The organism is Thiemannella venezuelensis, from assembly GCF_014203605.1.
In the GTDB taxonomy this organism is placed as follows: Bacteria; Actinomycetota; Actinomycetes; order Streptosporangiales; family Streptosporangiaceae; genus Planomonospora_A; species Planomonospora_A venezuelensis.
The window spans coordinates 248,439-267,361 of sequence record NZ_JACHJJ010000006.1 but is presented as its reverse complement, the minus strand read 5'-3'; the positions used below and the strand labels follow the sequence as shown (position 1 = coordinate 267,361).

Below are 18,923 nucleotides of genomic sequence, written 5' to 3'. Positions count from 1 at the left end.
CCTCGAAACGACGACCGTCTCCGGCGGATCCCATTCGGCCCGATCGCCCGGCGTGATCGCAGAGAGCATGGTCGACGCACGCGTATATCGGTGATCCGCAATCTCCTGACGGAAGTCATACGGATATATCCGCGCGTTATGACCGAAAAGATATGACCGACAGACGCGACCGGCGGACACGGCCAGCGCGCACGTGATCCCGGTCACATCGGCAGGTCGCCCCAGGCCTCCCACCCGGGCGACCGTCCCCGGCCGCGACCCGGCGGTCCGCCCCGCGCTCCGGACCGGCTTGACAGATCATCGTAAACGCATCAAATTAGGCAAGGCTAACCTAATTTAGGCATACCTAACCGAACGGAAGGTCTGTGCGTGGACGGGATCGGGGGACGGGTCGCCCTGGTGACCGGGGCGGGCCAGGGCATCGGGGCGGCGGTCCGCGACGCCCTGACCGGGGCCGGAGCGCGGGTCGCCGCCGCCGATCTGCGGCTCGGACCGCCGGAGGGGCTCGCGGGCGCGGCGCCGTACCCGCTGGACGTGCGGGATCCCCGCGCGGTCGAGGAGACGGTCGCGGCCGTGGAGCGGGATCTGGGCCCGATCGACATCCTCGTCAACGTCGCGGGCGTGCTGCTGCCCGGACAGGTCGGGGAGACCGGCGACGAGGAGTGGCGGCAGACCTTCGCGGTCAACGCCGACGGCGTGTTCCACACCTGCCGCGCGGTCGCCGACCGGATGACCCCCCGGCGGCGCGGCGCGATCATCACCGTGGGCTCCAACGCCGCCTCGGTGCCGAGGATCGGCATGGCCGCCTACGCCGCCTCCAAGGCCGCCGCGGGCATGTTCACCCGCTGCCTCGGCCTGGAGCTGGCCCGGTACGGCATCCGCTGCAACGTGGTCTCCCCCGGATCGACCGACACCTCCATGCTCCGCGCGCTCTGGGAGAGCCAGGACCCCGCCGGGGCGCACGACGCCACGCTCGACGGCGACCCCGCCGCCTTCCGGGTCGGCATCCCGCTCGGCCGCGTGGCCGATCCCCGGGACATCGCCGACGCCGTGCTCTTCCTCGCCTCGGACCGGGCCAGGCACATCACCATGCACGACCTCTTGGTAGACGGCGGCGCGACCCTCCGCGCCTGACCAGATTGGATTTCGATGCGTTTGCTGGCAACCGCCGCGGACCCGCTGGCGGGTTACACGCCCGGCGAGTCGGTGCTCTTCTCCTCCTCCGGCGGCACGCTGCTCACCCGGGGCGTCCGCGACGTCGTCGGCGGCGACCTCGCGACCCTGGCGGGCCGGGTCGCCGCCGCGCTCGGGGCGGCGGCCGGCCCCGTCGGAGCCGCCCGGGCGGCGGGCGCCGGCGTGGCGGCCGGAGCGGTCGGGTTCGACGGCACCGCCCACCTGGTCGTCCCGGCCGCCGCCACCTGGTCCGACCCCCTCGGCCAGGGCCCGGAGACCCCGCGCGGCGGCTGGCGGGTGCGGCCGGTCCCCGCCCCCCAGGACTACGCCAAGGCGGTGCGGCTCGCCCTGGAGCGCATGGACGCAGGCCTGCTGGAGAAGGTCGTCCTGGCCAGGACCCTGGAGCTCACCTCCGACCGCCCCATCGACCTGCTCGACCTGATCCGCCCCCTGGTCGGCCGCGACCGCTCCTTCGCCGCCCCGCTGCCCGGCGGCCGCACGCTCATCGGCGCCAGCCCCGAACTGCTCGTCTCCCGCCGGGGCCGGAGCGTGGTCTCCAACCCCCTCGCCGGCTCCGCCGCCCGCAGCACCGACCCCGCCGAGGACCGCCGCCGGGCCACCGCGCTGACCTCCTCCGCCAAGGACCTGTACGAGCACCGCCTGGTCGTGGAGTCCGTGGCCGACGCGCTGGCGCCGTACTGCGCGGAGCTCGACGTGCCCGCCGCGCCCGAGCTGACCGCCACCGGGACGATGTGGCACCTGTCCACGCACGTCACCGGCGTGCTGCGCGACCCGGACACCTCCGTGCTGACCCTCGCCGCCGCACTCCACCCCACCCCGGCCGTGTGCGGGACGCCCCGGGCCGAGGCCCGGCGGGTGATCGGGGAGCTGGAGCCGTTCGACCGGGGCTTCTACACCGGCATGGTCGGCTGGGCCGACGCGGCCGGGGACGGCGAGTGGGCGGTGACCATCCGCTGCGCCGAGGTAGCCGAGCGCGTGCTCCGGCTGTACGCCGGGGCCGGGATCGTGACCGGCTCCGACCCCGAGCGGGAGCTCGCCGAGACCACCGCCAAGTTCCGCACCATGCTGCACGCCCTGGGAGTGAACACCGATGCACTGGCCTGACGACATCGCCGCCCGCTACCGCGCCGCCGGCTACTGGAAGGGGGAGACCTTCGGGGACATGCTGCGCGAGCTGGCCGGCCGGTACGGCCCGCGCCCCGCGCTGATCGCCCCGCCGGCGCCCGACGCCACCGGGGGGGCCGGGACCCGGTGGAGCTTCGGCGACCTGGCCGAGCGGGCCGACCGGCTCGCCGCCGGGCTGCACGGCCTCGGCATCGGGCACGGCGACCGGGTCGTCGTGCAACTGCCGAACGTGCCCGAGTTCTACCAGGTCTGCTTCGCGCTCTTCCGGCTCGGCGCCCTGCCGGTGTTCGCGCTGCCCGCGCACCGCTCCGCGGAGATCTCCTACTTCTGCGCGTTCACCGAGGCCGCCGCCTACGTCTGCCCGGACGACGCGCACCGCGCCCTCGCCCCGGACACCCCCGCACTCGTCCTCGGCGACCTGCCCGAGGGCGACCCGGCCGTGCTGGCCGGGCTGCCCGGCCCCGCCCCCGGCGACGTGGCCTTCCTCCAGCTCTCCGGCGGGAGCACCGGCCTGCCCAAGCTGATCCCGCGGACCCACGACGACTACATCTACAGCTTCCGGGCCAGCGCGGAGATCTGCGCGCTGACCCCGGAGAGCGTCTACCTGTGCGCGCTGCCCGCCGCGCACAACTTCCCGATGAGCTCCCCCGGCGTCTTCGGCGCGCTCAGCGCGGGGGCGGCCAGCGTGCTGGCGCCCGACCCCAGCCCCGGCACCTGCTTCCCGCTGGTCGAGCGGGAGCGGGTCACCATCACCGCGCTGGTCCCGCCGCTCGCCCTGGTCTGGCTGGACGCCGCCGCGGGCACCGCGCACGACCTGTCGAGCCTGGAGGTGCTCCAGGTCGGCGGGGCCAAGTTCAGCGAGGAGGCGGCCAAGCGGGTCCGGCCCGAGCTGGGCTGCACGCTCCAGCAGGTCTTCGGCATGGCCGAGGGACTGGTCAACTACACCCGGCTGGACGACCCCGAGGACGTGATCGTCTCCACCCAGGGCCGGCCCATCTCGCCCGACGACGAGATCCTCATCGTGGACGACGACGACCGCGAGACCGACGAGGGCCACCTGCTGACCCGCGGGCCGTACACCATCCGCGGCTACTGGCGGGCCGAGGAGCACAACAAGCTCGCCTTCACCGCCGACGGCTTCTACCGGACCGGCGACATCGTCCGCCGCACCCCCGGCGGCCACCTGGTCGTGGAGGGCCGGGCCAAGGACCAGATCAACCGGGGCGGCGACAAGATCGCCGCGGAGGAGGTCGAGAACCACCTCCTGGCCCACCCCTCGGTCCACGACGCCAGCGTGGTCGCCGTGCCCGACCCCTACCTCGGCGAGCGCAGCTGCGCCTACCTGATCTGCCGGGGCGAGGCGCCGGCCAAGGCCGAGCTCCGGGCCTTCCTGCGGGAGCGCGGCATCGCCGCCTTCAAGATCCCCGACCGGTTCGAGTTCGTCGACGCCTTCCCGCAGACCGCGGTCGGCAAGGTCAGCAAGCGCCACCTCCGAGAAAGGACCTGACGATCATGGCGATCCCTCCGATCCAGCCGTATCCCATGCCCGCCGACCTGCCCGCCAACCGCGTCGGCTGGCGCCCGGACCCGCGCCGGGCCGTACTGCTCGTGCACGACATGCAGAACTACTTCCTGCGCGCCTTCACCCCCGGGCGGTCGCCGCTGGTCGAGCTGATGTCCAACGTCCTGGCCCTGCGCGAGCTCTGCTCCGGGCTCGGCGTGCCCGTCGTCTACTCGGCCCAGCCCGGCGGGCAGAGCCCGCAGGAGCGCGGCCTGCTCCTGGACTTCTGGGGCGGCGGCATCGGCCCCGATCCGCAGGAGGCGAAGATCACCGACGAGCTGGCGCCGCGCGAGGGCGACGTGCTGCTCACCAAGTGGCGCTACAGCGCCTACCAGCGCACCCACCTGGCCGAGCTGATGGCGTCCCAGGGCCGCGACCAGCTCGTCATCTGCGGGATCTACGCGCACATCGGCGTGCTGATGACCGCCGGCGAGGCGTTCATGCGCGACGTGCAGGCCTTCGTGGTCGCCGACGCGGTGGCCGACTTCTCCCTGGAGCACCACCGCATGGCGCTGACCTACGCCGCCGAACGCTGCGCGGTCACCCTCACCACGCAGCAGGTCGGCCGCATGCTCACCGGCTCGCTCACCCGGGAGGCCGCCGGTGTCTGAGACCGCCGTACGGCTCCGCGCCGAGATCGCCGAGCTGCTCTACCTGGACCCCGAGGAGCTGGGCTTCGAGGAGAACCTCATCGACGCCGGACTCGACTCCATCAGGGTGATGACGCTGATCGAGCGCTGGCGCCGCGAGGGCGTCGAGGTCGGCTTCCCCGACCTCGCGGAGAAGCCCACCATCGCGGCCTGGGCGGAGCTGCTCGGATGAACCCCGAGACGCTCCCGCCCGGCGGGCCCGGCCCCGAGACGTTCCCGCTGACCGGGGCGCAGGCGGGGATCTGGTTCGCCCAGCGGCTGGACCCGGGCAACCCCGTCTACAACACCGCCGACCGCGTCGACGTCCACGGCCCCGTGGACACGGCCCTGTTCGAGCGCGCCCTGCTCCGCTGCCTGGCCGAGGCCGAACCGCTCCGGCTGCGCTTCACCGAGGAACCCGCCCAGTACCTCCCGGCGTGCGACTCGCTGCGCGACCTCCTCACCGTCCTCGACCTGAGCGGCGAGCCCGACCCCGAGGCCGCCGCCGAGGCGTGGATCCGCGCCGACCTGCGCACGCCCGTCGACCCGGCCGGCGGGACGGCGGACGGCGCGGAGGCGGCCGACCCGGCCTCCGGGTCGCTGGTCCGCAACGCCCTGATCCGCCTGGCCGACGACCGGTTCGCCTGGTACCTGCGGGTGCACCACATCCTGATCGACGCCTACGCGCTCTCCATGCTGGTGAGCCGGGTCGCGGAGATCTACAACGCGCTCGCGGACGGCCTGCCGCCCGGCCCGAGCCCGTTCGGCGGCCTGGCGCCCGTGCTGGAGGAGGAGACCGCCTACCGCGCCTCCGAGCGCCACGGAAGGGACCGGGCCTACTGGCTGGAGCGGATGGCCGGTGCCCCCGAGCCCGCGGGGCTGGCGGGCGCGCCGGCGATGTCCGCGCGGGAGGTCGTACGGCACCGCGAGGCGCTGCCCGCCACCGGGCACTGGGACGCGCTCGCCCAGCAGGCCCGGGCGACCTGGGCGGACGTGGCCGCGGCCGGGCTCGCCCTCTACCTCGGCCGCCTCACCGGGACCACCGACGTGCTGGTCGGCCTGCCGCTGATGAACCGGATCGGCGCCGCCCTCCGGGTGCCGTGCCTGGCGGTCAACGTGCTCCCGCTCCGGCTCGGCGTCCGCCCGGACCTCACGCTCGGCGAGCTCGTCGGCCAGGCCGCCCGGCGGGTCGCCGAGGCCCGCCGCCACTCCCGCTACCGGATCGAGGACCTCCGCCGCGACCTCGGCCTCTCCGGGTCCTCCCGGGCCCTGTTCGGCCCGCTGCTCAACATCAAGCCCTTCTCCGCCGAGGTGAAGTTCGCCGGGACCGCCGCCGAGGTCCGCAACCTCGCCGCCGGTCCCGTCGACGACCTGGCCGTCACCCTCCTGCTCGACGGCGACCGGCTCACCCTGGAGCTCGACGGCAACGCCGCCCTGTACACGGAGGAGGACCTCGCCGTCCACTCCCGGCGGCTGGCCCGCCTCCTGACCGCGCTGGCGCTCACCCCTCCCGACACCCCCGTCGGCCGGATCTCCGTGCTCACCGGCGAGGACCGGGCGGCCCTGCCCTCCACGGCCCTTCCCACGGCCCTTCCCGCCGTTCCCCCGCCCGCCTCCTCCCCCGCGCCGCACCCGCCGACCGTGGTCGAGGCCTTCGACGAGCAGGTACGGCTCACGCCCGGCGCGAAGGCCCTGACCTGCGGGGACGAGTCGCTGACCTTCCGCGAGCTGGGTGAACGCGCCGACCGGGCGGCCCGGCGGCTGGCCGGCGAGGGAGCGGGCCCGGGGCGGATCGTGGCGCTGGAGCTGCCGCGCTCCGCCGACCTGGTGGTGGCGCTGCTCGCCGTCCTGAAGAGCGGCGCCGCGTTCCTGCCGATCGACCCGTCCTACCCGGCCGATCGGCGGGAGTTCATGCTGGCCGACGCCCGGCCCTCCATCGTGGTCACCCCGGAGTGGCTCGCCGGCGAGGACGCCGGGACCGCGCGGGACACGGCCCGGCCCGCGGTCCCCCGGCCGGACGACGCCGCGTACGTGATCTACACCTCCGGCTCGACCGGACGCCCCAAGGGCGTGGTGGCCACCCACCGGGGCCTGGCCGCCCTGCTCGCCGGCCACCGTGAGCGCCTGTTCCCGCCCGGCGAGCGGCTCAGGGTCGCGCACACCGCCTCCTTCTCCTTCGACGCCTCCCTCGACCCGGTGCTCTGGATGGTCGGCGGGCACGAGCTGCACCTGCTCGACGACGACACCTACCGCGACCCCGAGGCGCTGACCGGCTACGTCCGCGAGCACGCGATCGGCTACCTCGACCTGACCCCCTCCCACCTGAGGGAGCTCCCCGCCCTGTTGGCGGCGCCGCCCAGGATCACGGTGGTCGGCGGGGAGGCCGTACCGGAGTCGCTGTGGCGCAGGCTCCGCGAGAACGGCACGCTCGCGGTCAACCACTACGGCCCCACCGAGTCCGCCGTCGACGCCTACACCTGGCTCGGCGACGGGACCGAGGGCCCCACCCCGGGCACCCGCGTCCACGTGCTCGACCACGCCCTGCAGCCGGCGCCGCCCGGCGTCGCCGGCGAGCTGTACCTGTCCGGCGACGGACTGGCCCTGGGCTACCTCGGCCGTCCCGAGCTGACCGCCGAGCGGTTCGTGGCCGGTCCCGGCGGCTCGCGCCTGTACCGGACCGGCGACCGGGCCCGCTGGGCTCCCGGCGGGCGGCTCGAACTGCTCGGCCGGATCGACGACCAGGTCAAGGTGCGCGGCGTCCGGATCGAACCCGGCGAGATCGAGGCCGTGCTGGAGCAGCACCCCGGCGTCGCCGCCGCGGCCGTGGCCGTACGCGGGGACCGCCTGGTCGCCTACGCGGTGCCCGCCGGGACCGGCACGGCGGACGTCCCCGGATCATCCGCCGGCGCACCCGTCGCCGCGGACCCCGCCGGGCCGCCTCTCGTGCCGGACTCCGGCGAGCTCCGGGAGTTCGCCGCCGCGCGCCTGCCCGCCGGGATGGTGCCCTCGGCCGTCGCCTGGCTGGACGCGCTGCCCCGTACGCCCAACGGGAAGCTGGACCGGGCCGCGCTGCCCGACCTCCGGGCCGCCGCCCGGCCGGGCCGGGAGCCGCAGAGCCCCGAGGAGCGCACGATGTGCGCCCTCTTCGCCGAGGTCCTCGGGCTGCCCGGCACCGGGGCGGACGGCGGACGGGCCGGCGTCGGGGCGGACGACGGGTTCTTCGACCTGGGCGGGCACTCGCTGCTGGCCGCCCGGCTGGCCGTGCGGATCCGGGAGTCCTTCGGCGTCCGCGTGCCGATCACGACGATCTTCGAGGAGCCGACGCCCGCCGGCCTCGTCGCCCGCATGCCCGCCGGGCGCGCCGCCCGGCCGCCGCTGCGGCGCCGTACCCGGCCCGAGCGGGTCCCGCTCTCGTCCGCCCAGGCCAGGCTCTGGTTCCTCTACAAGATCGAGGGGCCGAACCCGACCTACAACATCCCGCTCGCGGTCCGCCTGGACGGGCCGATGGACCGCGACGCGCTGCGCGCCGCGCTCGGCGACGTCACGGCCAGGCACGAGATCCTGCGCACCGTCTTCCCTGAGGACGACGGCGTGCCCCGGCAGCACGTCCTGGATCCGGAGCCGGTCCCCCTGCCGGTCTGGCAGCCCGACGACCCGGCCGAGGCCATGCGGACGATCGTGCGCCGCGGCTTCGACCTGGCGACCGAGCCGCCGCTCCGCGCCCACCTGCTCCGGCTGGGCGAGCGGGCGCACGTGCTGATGCTGGTCCTGCACCACATCGCCGGCGACGGCTGGTCCACCGGGCCGCTGGTCCGGGACCTGCTGTCCGCCTACGAGGCCAGGAGGTCCGGGCGGGCGCCCGCGTTCGAGCCGCTCCCGGTGCAGTACGCCGACTACGCGCTCTGGCAGCTCGACCTGGCCGGCGGCGAGGCGGCCGGCGACGACCTCGCCCACTGGACCGCTGCCCTGGCGGGCCTGCCCGACCGGCTGGAGCTCCCGGCCGACCGGCCCCGCCCCGCGGTCTCCGGCGGGTCGGGCGGGACGGTCCCGGTCAGGCTCGGCCCCGAGCTGGTCGCCTCGGTCGAGGCGCTGGCCCGCGCGAGCCGCACCAGCGTCTTCATGGTCCTGCACGCGGCGCTCGCCGCGCTGCTCACCCGGCTCGGCGCGGGCACCGACATCCCGATCGGCACACCGGTCGCGGGCCGGGACGACAGCGCGCTGGACGACGCCGTCGGGTTCTTCGTCAACACGCTCGTGCTCCGCGCCGACACCTCCGGCGACCCGTCCTTCGCCGAACTGCTGGAGCGGGTGCGCACGGCCGACCTGGCCGCGTTCGACCACGCCGGACTTCCGTTCGACCGGCTGGTGGAGGCGCTCAACCCGCCCCGGGCCCGCAACCGGCACCCGCTCTTCCAGACGATGCTCGTCTACCAGGACGCCCCGGTCCCGGGCGTGGAGGTCGTGCACACCGGCACCGCCAAGTTCGACCTGACCCTGAACCTCGACGCGACCGGGACCGGGTTCCTGGAGTACAGCGCGGACCTGTTCGACCGCGCCACCGCCGCGACCGTCGCCGAGCGGCTGGTCCGCCTGCTCGCCGGGGCCGTCGCCGACCCGTCCCGGCCGATCGGCAGGCTGGACGTCCTCGGCGGGGGCGAGCGGCGGACGCTGATCGAGGAGTGGAACGGGGACCTGGTCAGCGAGGCCGGGCCGACCCTGCCCGACCTGTTCGAGGCGCAGGTGCGGCGCACGCCGTACGCGGTCGCCGTGGAGAACCTGACCTACGCGGAGCTGAACGCGCGGGCCAACCGGCTCGCGCACAAGCTCATCGCGTACGGCGCGCGGCCGGAGAGCGTCGTGGCGCTCTCGCTGCCCCGCTCGGCGGACCTGGTGGTCGCGCTGCTCGCGGTGGTCAAGGCGGGCGCGGCCTACCTGCCGCTGGACCCGTCCTACCCGGCGGACCGGCTCGACTACATGATCGCCGACGCGGGACCGGTCTGCGTGGTGGACGAAAGCTGGCTGGAGGATCTCGGCGACTGGCTCGACCACGACCCCGAGCGCACGCTGGAGCCGGGCAACGCCGCCTACGTCATCTACACCTCCGGCTCGACCGGCCGTCCCAAGGGCGTGCTGGTCACGCACCACAACGTGGTCCGGCTGCTGACGGCCACCGACCACTGGTTCGGTTTCGGCCCCGGCGACGTGTGGACGCTGTTCCACTCCTACGCGTTCGACTTCTCGGTGTGGGAACTGTGGGGCGCGCTGCTGTACGGCGGACGCCTGGTCGTGGTGCCCCACGAGGTGAGCAGGTCCCCGGAGGACTTCCTGGCTCTGCTGGAGCGCGAGCGGGTCACCGTGCTCAACCAGACGCCGTCGGCCTTCTACCAGCTGGTCGCGGCCGACGACGGGCGGGAGCTGGCGCTGCGGTACGTGGTGTTCGGCGGCGAGGCGCTGGAGCTGGGCCGGCTGGCCGAGTGGTACGCCCGCAGACCGGAGACCCCGCTGCTGGTCAACATGTACGGCATCACCGAGACGACGGTGCACGTCACCCACATGCCGCTCTCCCCCGGCCACCGGGAGGGCAGCCTCATCGGGCGGGGCATCCCCGACCTGCGGGTCTACCTGCTGGACGACGCGCTGCAGCCGGTGCCGCCGGGCGTGGTGGGCGAGATGTACGTGGCCGGCGACGGCCTGGCCCGCGGCTATCTCGGGCGTCCCGGGCTGACCGCCGAACGGTTCGTCGCCGACCCGTACGGCGCTGCCGGCACGCGCATGTACCGCTCGGGCGACCTGGCCCGGTGGAAGCCGGACGGCACGCTCGACTACATCGGCCGTGCCGACCAGCAGGTCAAGGTCCGCGGTTTCCGGATCGAGCCCGGCGAGATCGAGGCGGCGCTGCTGGGCCATCCCTCGGTCGGCCAGGCCGCGGTGATCGTCCGCGAGGACCGGCCCGGCGACAAGCGCCTGGTCGCCTACGTCGTCCCGGCGGCGTCCCCCCGGGAGGCCGCGCCGGACCCGGTGGAGCTGCGCGCGTTCGCGGGGCGGGTGCTGCCGGACTACATGGTCCCGGCGGCGGTCGTCGGGGTGGCGGCGCTGCCGCTCACCGTCAACGGCAAGCTGGACCGCAAGGCGCTGCCCGCACCGGCGGCGGCCACCGGGGCGGGGCGGCCGCCGGCCACCCCGCGCGAGGAGGCGCTGTGCGCGCTCTTCGCCGAGGTCCTCGGGCTGCCCCGGGTCGGTGCCGACGACGGCTTCTTCGACCTGGGCGGGCACTCGCTGCTGGCCGTACGGCTCGTCTCGCGGATCAGGGAGGTGCTCGGCGCCGAGGTGACCATCGGTGCCCTCTTCGAGGCGCCCACCGCCGCCGCGCTCGCCGCCCTCACCGAGAGCGGTTCCCGGACCGACCCGCTGGCCGTGCTGCTCCCGCTGCGCGAGGCCGGCTCCCTGCCGCCGCTGTTCTGCGTGCACCCGGCGGGCGGGCTGAGCTGGTGCTACAGCGGCCTGATCCGGCACGTCCCGGACCGCCCGATCTACGGCCTGCAGGCCCGGCACGACCCGCTGCCCACCTCGCTGCGGGAACTGGCCGCCGACTACGTCGCGCAGCTCAGGCAGGTGCAGCCCGCCGGGCCGTACCACCTGCTGGGCTGGTCCACCGGCGGCGTCATCGCGCAGGAGATGGCGGTGCAGCTCCGGCTCGCCGGGCAGGAGGTCGCGCTGCTGGCGGTGCTGGACGCCTACCCGGCCGAGGGGCTGCGGGACCTGCCGGTCTCCGACGAGGCCGAGGCGCTGGAGGCGCTGCTCACCATGGGCGGCTTCGCGCCGGACGCCGCGCCCACGATGGAAGGCGTGATCGAGATCCTGCGCCGGGAGGGCAGCCCGCTCTCCGGCCTTCCGGTGGAGACGCTCAGGTCGCTCAAGGACCTGTACCTGAACACCAACCACCTGGTGCGCGGGCTCGACACCCGGGTCTTCGACGGCGACGTGCTGTTCTTCCGCGCCACCGTCGACACGATCGACGACGCGCTGACCGCCGAGACCTGGCGGCCGCACGTCACCGGCGCGATCGAGAACCACGACGTGGCGTGCAGCCACAAGGACATGACCCAGCCGGGACCGATCGCCGAGATCGGCGCGATCGTCGCGGCCCGGCTCAAGCGGCCGAACCCCTGACTCCCGCCGGGGAGAGCCTGTCGCCACGGCTCCCCCCGGCGGGGAACCGGCCTTCGTGAACCTCTTCTGCAGGAGCTGAACCGTGAATCCCTTCGACGACCCCGACGGCGAGTTCCTCGTCCTGGCCAACGGTGAGGAGCAGCACTCCATCTGGCCCTCGTTCGCCGACGTCCCGGACGGCTGGGCGGTCCGCTTCGGCCCGGACGCCCGCGCCGCCTGCCTGGCCTACGTCGCCGCCCACTGGACCGACCTGCGGCCCAGGAGCCTGACCCGGTGAAGGACCATCCCCTGAAAGACGGCGCCGTGGAGGCGGGCCCCGGGAGGACGGGCGCGGCGCAGGCGCCGGGTCCGGCAGGGGCCCGCCCGTCCGCGCGCTGGGCCGTACTCGCCGTCTACGTGACGGCCATGTGCATGAACGGCCTGGACGCGACGATCGTCAACCCCGCGCTGTTCGTCATCGCCGCCGACCTCGGGGTGGCCCCGGCCGCCTCGAACCTGGTGGAGGGGGCCTTCCTGGCCAGCCTCGCGGTCTCCATGCCGGTGGCCGGATGGCTCTGCGACCGGTACGGCGCGGCCCGGGTGTTCCTGGGCGCGCTGGCGCTGTTCACGGCGGCCTCGGCGCTGTGCGGGATCGCCTGGAACCTGGAGTCCCTGGTGGCGTTCCGGGTGCTGCAGGGCGTCGGCGGCGGGGTGCTGACCCCGGCCGGGATGACGATGCTGTTCACCGCCTACCCGCCCGAGGAGCGGATGCGGCTCTCCCGGTACATCGTGATCCCGACGGCGCTGGCGCCCGCGCTGGGCCCGGTCGTCGGCGGACTGCTGGCCGAGCACCTCTCCTGGCGGTGGGCGTTCCTCGTCAACGTCCCCTTCGGCCTGGCCGCGGTGCTCCTGGGGGCCGCCGCCGTCCCCTGGCGCGCCTCCGGCCCCGATCCGGCGGTCCGGTTCGACCTGCGCGGCCTGCTGGCCCTGCGGGTGCTGGCCGACCGGGGTTTCCTGCGCGGCACGGCCACGGCGTCCCTCGCGGCGGCGGGCCTGATGGGCATGCTCTTCGTCTTCCCCCTGATGTACCAGGACGCGCTGGGCGCCTCGGCGGCGGACGCCGGGCTGGTGGTCTTCCCCGAGGCGCTGGGCCTGATGGCGGCCGGTTTCGCGGTCGACCGCACCTGCGCCCGGTGGGGCGAACGGCGGATCACCGCCCTCGGCCTGCTCGGCGGCGCGGTCCTGTTCGCGGCGCTCGCGCTGACCGCACCCGGTCCGTGGACGCTGAGGATCATCATGTTCTCGGTGGGCCTGGTCCTCGGCCAGGCGGTCACGGCGGTCCAGGTGGCGTCCTTCGACGGCGTCGGCCCGGAGGTGATGGGCCGGGCGATGACCCTGTTCCAGTCGCTGCGCATGCTCGGCGGCGCCCTGGGCGTGGGCCTCTGCGCCCTGGCGGTCCCCGCCGGCTATCCGGCCGCGCTCCTGGTCTCCGCCGCCTTCCTGCTGGCCGCCTTCCTCACCGCCGTGTCCCTGACTCCGGCGGCCGGGCAGCGGCCGGAGTGATCGCCGAGACGGCGGCCCCGGTCCGGCGGCTCGCCGGAACCGTGCCCGCGCAGGGGACGCCCGCCGGCGGTCAGCGGTCTTCCGTGTCCGTCCCGCCGAACAGGTCGTGCACGGTCCGGGCGGTCGCCGCACGGGCCGCCCAGGACTCCAGCCGGGCCAGGTCGGTGCAGGCGGTGATCCGGTCACGGATCTCCTCCGGTACTTCCAGACCGCGGGCGGTCAGCACCAGCAGCACCATCCGGGCCGCTTCCTCGGCCTTGCCCTCAGCCTTGCCCTCTTCCAGGCCGCGGCCGAAGTGCTCGCGGGCGAAGGGGCTGTAGACGGGCCAGTCGGTGGACGTCATGATCTCCTCCAGGAGTCGCCGCACGTCGGGCGCGGACATGCTGTAGGCGTGTTCATAGTACTTCGGAGCGTGGTCGGCGGGCAGATCCGCCAGCGCCGCGGCGAACGCCTCGACGACCTTGCGCTCACGGCCGTGGACCATGACCGCCAACGCCGCCAGCTCGGGCTGGGCGGCGGCCTGCCGGGGGTCGGTGATGGCCGGGATGTCGGCCGGTCCGAGCACGCACGCCTGCAGCCGGTAGCCGCTCAGGCCCGACTCGATCGGGTGAGCGTAGTGGGCGGCGGTGCGGGCGTCGGGGCAGACGACCAGGACGGTCGCGTCGCAGCGCAGCTGCAGCCACAGGGCGGCGGCGTAGCGGGCGAGCTGGCGGGGTTCTTTGGAGGTGTCCTTCTGGATCTCGACGATGATCCCGTGCGCGGGGGCGGCGGGTGAGCCCAGGACGAGGACCAGGTCGGCCTCGATGTCGTCGGAGGGCCGGGTGTTGAACGTCGGGTTCTCCACCCGGACCAGCGGCGTGACGGGCAGGTCGTGGCCCAGCAGGTCGCGCAGGACCTCCACGGCCAGCGGGGGGCGGTCGCGGAACAGGCGGATGAGTGAGTCGTGTTGGGGGGACGGCACGCTACCGAATGTAATACATCGAACACGTGCGGCAATCGAATTCGCGATGAGTCGGCGCCCTGGAGATCACCGTGGCGGGACAGGGGTTCGGGAAGCACCCCGGGATCGGAAATCTCATGATCGCGCCAGGTCCGCGGCGGTCCAGGCGAGCATGACGGCGGCGTCGAGGAGGGCGCGGTCGGCGGCCGGGGCGGCCGCGGCCTCGGCGAAGGCGGGGTCGTGCGGTACGGCGCCGCCGGAGCCGATGTCGAGCATCGGGTGGATGGCGCGGACCGCGTGGGAGACGTTGGCCATGTCGGTCATGGCGAACGGCTCGCGCTCGACCGGGGCGGGGCGGCCGAGCGCTGCGGCGTTGGCCGCGTACAGCCCGGCCAGTTCCGCGTCGTCGCGGAAGTCGAGGTAGTCGGGTTCCGGGCGGGTCAGGTTCAGCTCGCAGCCGGTCGCGGTGGCCGCGCCCCGGAAGCAGTCCTCCACCCGGGCGCGCAGCACGGCGAGGTCCTCGGCCCGGGCCGCCCTGATCTCGTAGCTCGCCGCGGCGCGGGCGGGGATGACGTTGGGCGCCTCGCCCGCCGCCGTCACCACGCCGTGCACGTGCCAGTCGCGCGGGAGCTGCTGGCGGAGCAGGCCGATCGCGACCTGGGCCAGGGTCATCGCGTCGGCGGCGTTGCGGCCCTCGTGCGGGGCCAGGGTGGCGTGGGCCGGGCGGCCGAGGAACTCGACGTCGAGCGTGCCGAGGGCGAACGAGCGGAACCTGACGGTCTCGAACGGCCCCGGGTGCACCATCATCGCCGCGTCCACGCCGTCGAAGACGCCCGCCTCCAGCAGCAGGGCCTTGCCGCCGCCGCGTTCCTCGGCGGGGGTGCCGACGACCTTCACGGTCAGGCCCAGTTCCCCGGCGGACGGGGCGAGCGCCAGGCCCGCGCCGGCGGCCGCCGCGGCGATGACGTTGTGCCCGCAGGCGTGGCCCATGCCGGGCAGCGCGTCGTACTCGGCGCAGAACGCCACCGTCACCGGACCGGAGCCGTACGAGGCGGAGAAGGCGGTCGGCAGCCCGCCCGCCCCGGCGATCACCTCGAAGCCGGCCGAGCGCAGCACCTCCGCCGTCCACTCCGCCGCCCGGTGCTCCTCGAAGGCGGTCTCCGGATGCGCGTGGATCCGGTGGCTCAACCCGGTCAGCGCCCCGGCGTGCTCCAGGACCCGCGCACGGATCGCGGCCTTCACCTCGTCGATCTCCACCGCGGTCCCCGCCTCGCCGGTCTCCACTGTCTCGCCGGTCTCCACTGTCTCGCCGGTCTCCACTGTCTCGCCGGTCCTCATCGCGGTTCCCGTCACAGCCAGCCCGCGGCCAGGCCGGTGAGCCCGCCGGCCAGTCCGCCGAGCCAGCAGGCCGGGTCGTGGCCGCCGTTGTACTCGGTGAAGGTCACCTCGTATCCCTTGGCCGCCAGCATCTCCGCGAACCGGCGGTTCTCCTCCAGCAGCATCCACTCCAGCCGTCCGGCCTCCACGTGGAAGCGGACCGGGAGCCGGGGGACGCGCTCGTAGCGCCGGGTCAGCCACTCCGGGTCCTCGTCGCTCCACCAGTAGGAGCCCGACTGCGACAGCACGTTCCCGAAGCGCTCCGGGGCGGTGAACGCCGCGTAGGAGGCGGTGAGCCCGCCGAAGCTCTGGCCCGCGACGACGGTCAGCGCGGGGTCGTCCGTCACCCCCCACTCGCGCACCGCCCAGGGCAGCAGCTCGCCGGCCAGGTGCCGGACGAACGGCTCGTGGCAGGCCATCTCGCGCAGCCGGGTCGGCCGGTCCACCGCGTCGGGCAGCAGCACGGCCATCGGCGGGATCCGGCCCTCGGCGATCAGGTTGTCCATCGTCGGCGCGATCCGCCCGGCCCACACGTCCCCGTCCAGCAGGACCAGCACCGGGTACGGCCCGGCGGCACCGCGCCCGGGGCCGTCTCCCGAGGCGCCGTGCCCGGGCGGCGTGTAGACCCAGACCCGCCGTCCCGCGGTCCCGCTCTCGTGGACCCGGCCCTCGGGGACGCCCGGCCTCCGGTCCCGGTACGGCTGCGCGGGGGCGCCGGGCAGTTCCAGCAGGGAGGAGGGGTTGCGGCCGTGGCTGCCGGGGATCCGGACGGGGTTGCCGGGGTCGGGGAGCGCCGTCATCATGACGCGGAGCCAGGAGTCGCGGTCGGTGCCGGGGATCTCCGCGCAGGGCAGGATCTGGTAGCTCGCCCGCAGGTCCGCGTCGAGTTCGTAGGTCAGCCGGAGCATGTCGTCGCCCGGCGTCCGGTGCATCACATGACCGCTGATGTCGCCCGCGTGCCGGTCGCGGTCGGTCAGCGTGTTGATCAGGACGACGGCCTGCTCGTCCTCGGAGCGGGCCCGCCACAGGAACGTGACCCGGTGCCTGCCGGCCGTTCCGGCCGTCTCGACGAGCGGGGTGACCGGCTGCCCGCCGGGGGCGTGCGGTTCCCCGCCGTCCGGGGAGCCGTTCAGGGGGAATCGCGGTGACATCTCACGACCTCCGGTCAGAGAGCAGGGTCCACAGCAGGAAGGGGCCGCCCAGGATGCTCGTCACGACGCCCGCCGGGACCTCGGTGCCGTCCGCGACGACGCGGCCGATCGTGTCGGCGGTCACGACGAGCGCGGCGCCGACCAGCGGCGCTCCGACGAGCGGGAGCCGGGTGGGCCCGGACAGGCGGGCGGCGAGGACGGGAGCGGCCAGCGCGACGAACGCGATGGGGCCGCCGATGCCGATCGCGAGACCGGCCAGGGCGACCGCCAGGGCGAGGACGGTCAGCCGGGTGGCGCGGGGGTTCGCCCCGAGCCCGGTGCCGACGTCCTCGCTGAAGCGCAGGACGTCCAGCCGCCGGGAGACGGCCAGCGCGGCGGGGAGCAGCACGGCCAGCCCGGCGGCGACGGGCAGCGCCACCGGGTAGCCGCGCCCGGCGAGGCTGCCGACGCTCCAGGAGTGGACGGCCGTGGCCGTGCTGAGGCCGTTCCCGGCCAGGACCGCCTGGGTCACGGCCCCGGCCAGGGTGGTGACCGCCAGGCCGGTGACGATGAACCGGTAGCCCTGGGTGCCGACCCCGCCGGAGATCGCGAAGACCACGGCGGCGGCGGCGAGGGCGCCGAGGGGCCCGGTCCACCAGTGCTCGAAGAGCGTCGCCGCGGACGACAGCAGGCCGGCGAGCATGACGGCGATGACCGCGCCCTGGTTGATGCCGAGCATGTCGGGGGTGGCCAGCCGGTTGCGGGCCAGCGCCTGGGTCAGGCAGCCCGACAGGCCCAGCGCGGCGCCCGCGATCAGTCCCGCGACGATCCTGGGCAGCCGGATCTCCTGGACGAGCAGGACCTGCCCGCCGGTGCCGATCCCGCGCAGCGCCTCCAGCGCCTGTCCCGCCGTCATGGCGGACTGCCCGGCGACCAGGGCCGCGACTCCTGCGGCGCAGGCGAGTACGGCCAGCGCGAGGGCCGCCGCGGAGGAGCGGAGCGGGAGCAGGACCGAGTAGGCGCCGAGCCGTACCGGGAGCGTGTCGGACGGACGCGGAGGCGTGGACCGGGACCCGTCCCGCGCGGAGAACGCGGTCCCCGCGGCCGGCCGGGCCTCTGCCTGCGGGGCCTCCAGCGCCCTGCGGATCCCGCGCAGCGGGGCGCCGAGGATGCCCCGGCCTCCGCGCCGGCTCCTGTCCGCGATCAGGTCGCCCGCTCCCGCGGCGACGGCGCGGGAGCGGGCGACCACGATCAGCACGGGCCCGCCGATGATGGCGATGAGAAGCGAGACCGGGGCCTCGTACGGGCGCATGACCACCCGGGCCAGCACGTCCGCGCCGAGCAGCACCGCGGCCCCGGCCAGTCCGGAGAACACGATCCGCGGGCCGACCCGGTCGCCGAGCACCGTCCTGGCCAGGTAGCCCGCCAGCAGCCCGAGGAAGCCGATCGGCCCGGCCACCGCGACGGCGGCGGCGCTGAGCAGCGTCACCGCCACGGTCACCAGGACGCGGGTGCGGCCCGGCCGGTGGCCCAGGGCGACCGCCACGTCGTCGCCGAGGGAGAGCGCGGCCAGCGGGCGGGCGGCGAAGGCGGCCATGACGAGCCCGGCCAGGATCGCCGGTGAGACGGACAGGACCCGGTCCATGGGGACTCCGGCGAGCGAGCCGAGCACCCAGAACCGGTACTGGTCGAAGGTGACGGGGTCGGCGACGAGCAGGGCCGAGGTGATCCCGGTGAGGGTCGCCGAGAGCGCCGCGCCCGCCAGGACCAGTTTGAGCGGGGAGAACCGGGAGCCGATCAGCAGCACGATGCCGGTGGCGAGCAGCGCGCCGCCGAGCGCCCACGCCAGGTAGGCGCCCCCGGTCTGCGCGCCCGCGTAGACGATGCCCAGGACGACGCCGAGCGCGGCGCCCGAGTTCACCCCGAGCAGGCCCGTCTCGGCGAGCGGGTTGCGGGTGACGGCCTGCAGCAGCATGCCGGAGACGCCCAGCGCGGCGCCCACCGCGAGCGCGGCCAGCGTACGCGGTATCCGGATGGTGGTGACGACCATGTCCAGGTGGTGGTCGCCGCGTGCGCCCAGCAGGTAGTCCACGACCTGCCCGGGGTCGATCCGGCCGGCGCCGGTCAGCATCGAGGCCGCGGCGAGCACGGCGAGCGCCGCCGCACTCGATCCGAACACCAGGAGGGGGGCCCGGAGTTGCGTAAACATAAGGCAAGGCTAACCTAAAATAGGTAAGACTTACCTAACTCGATCT

General features: G+C 74.9%; 12 protein-coding genes. 8 read left to right on the top strand and 4 right to left on the bottom strand.

Annotated elements, in window-relative coordinates:
* Positions 1–363 precede the first annotated feature (363 nt).
* From FHS22_RS12260 to FHS22_RS12230, 8 genes are all read left to right on the top strand, one after another.
* Complete coding sequence (locus tag FHS22_RS12260; RefSeq protein ID WP_221473571.1) at positions 364–1,134, top strand: 2,3-dihydro-2,3-dihydroxybenzoate dehydrogenase; 771 nt, start codon at positions 364–366, stop codon at positions 1,132–1,134.
* A gap of 15 nt (positions 1,135–1,149) precedes the next feature.
* A complete protein-coding gene (locus FHS22_RS12255; protein ID WP_184941159.1) occupies positions 1,150–2,298 on the top strand; it encodes an isochorismate synthase in 1,149 nt (382 codons plus the stop codon).
* Positions 2,285–3,826, top strand: coding sequence for a (2,3-dihydroxybenzoyl)adenylate synthase (locus FHS22_RS12250; protein ID WP_184941157.1), 1,542 nt, complete (start codon positions 2,285–2,287; stop codon positions 3,824–3,826). Before FHS22_RS12255 ends, FHS22_RS12250 begins: the two co-directional genes overlap by 14 nt.
* Before the next feature lie 5 nt (positions 3,827–3,831).
* On the top strand, positions 3,832–4,491 hold the full coding sequence (locus FHS22_RS12245; RefSeq protein ID WP_221473535.1) for an isochorismatase family protein: 660 nt from the start codon (positions 3,832–3,834) through the stop codon (positions 4,489–4,491).
* The gene (locus FHS22_RS37290) at positions 4,484–4,702 is read left to right on the top strand and encodes a phosphopantetheine-binding protein (protein ID WP_338047722.1); all 219 of its coding nucleotides are present in this window, start codon (positions 4,484–4,486) and stop codon (positions 4,700–4,702) included. Before FHS22_RS12245 ends, FHS22_RS37290 begins: the two co-directional genes overlap by 8 nt.
* Positions 4,699–11,679, top strand: coding sequence for an amino acid adenylation domain-containing protein (locus FHS22_RS12240; RefSeq protein ID WP_184941155.1), 6,981 nt, complete (start codon positions 4,699–4,701; stop codon positions 11,677–11,679). Before FHS22_RS37290 ends, FHS22_RS12240 begins: the two co-directional genes overlap by 4 nt.
* A gap of 82 nt (positions 11,680–11,761) precedes the next feature.
* Positions 11,762–11,956 carry an MbtH family protein gene (locus FHS22_RS12235; protein WP_184941153.1) on the top strand — a complete coding sequence of 65 codons (195 nt, stop codon included), beginning with the start codon at positions 11,762–11,764 and terminating at the stop codon, positions 11,954–11,956.
* Positions 11,953–13,221, top strand: a complete 1,269-nt coding sequence (locus FHS22_RS12230) for an MFS transporter (protein ID WP_184941151.1) — start codon at positions 11,953–11,955, stop codon at positions 13,219–13,221. Before FHS22_RS12235 ends, FHS22_RS12230 begins: the two co-directional genes overlap by 4 nt.
* A gap of 70 nt (positions 13,222–13,291) precedes the next feature.
* Here the strand turns inward: FHS22_RS12230 and FHS22_RS12225 are convergent, their stop codons facing one another.
* The 4 genes from FHS22_RS12225 to FHS22_RS12210 form a co-directional block, all read right to left on the bottom strand.
* Entirely contained in the window at positions 13,292–14,182 is an 891-nt protein-coding gene (locus FHS22_RS12225) for an RpnC/YadD family protein (protein ID WP_338047721.1), read from the bottom strand.
* A gap of 114 nt (positions 14,183–14,296) precedes the next feature.
* On the bottom strand, positions 14,297–15,499 hold the full coding sequence (locus tag FHS22_RS12220) for an amidohydrolase (RefSeq protein WP_184941149.1): 1,203 nt from the start codon (positions 15,497–15,499) through the stop codon (positions 14,297–14,299).
* Between the two features lie 11 nt (positions 15,500–15,510).
* Positions 15,511–16,689: an enterochelin esterase gene (fes, locus tag FHS22_RS12215; RefSeq protein ID WP_184941147.1), complete on the bottom strand. Its 1,179-nt coding sequence runs from the start codon at positions 16,687–16,689 to the stop codon at positions 15,511–15,513.
* A gap of 1 nt (position 16,690) precedes the next feature.
* Positions 16,691–18,877 carry an iron chelate uptake ABC transporter family permease subunit gene (locus FHS22_RS12210; protein ID WP_184941145.1) on the bottom strand — a complete coding sequence of 729 codons (2,187 nt, stop codon included), beginning with the start codon at positions 18,875–18,877 and terminating at the stop codon, positions 16,691–16,693.
* Between the last annotated feature and the right edge of the window lie 46 nt (positions 18,878–18,923).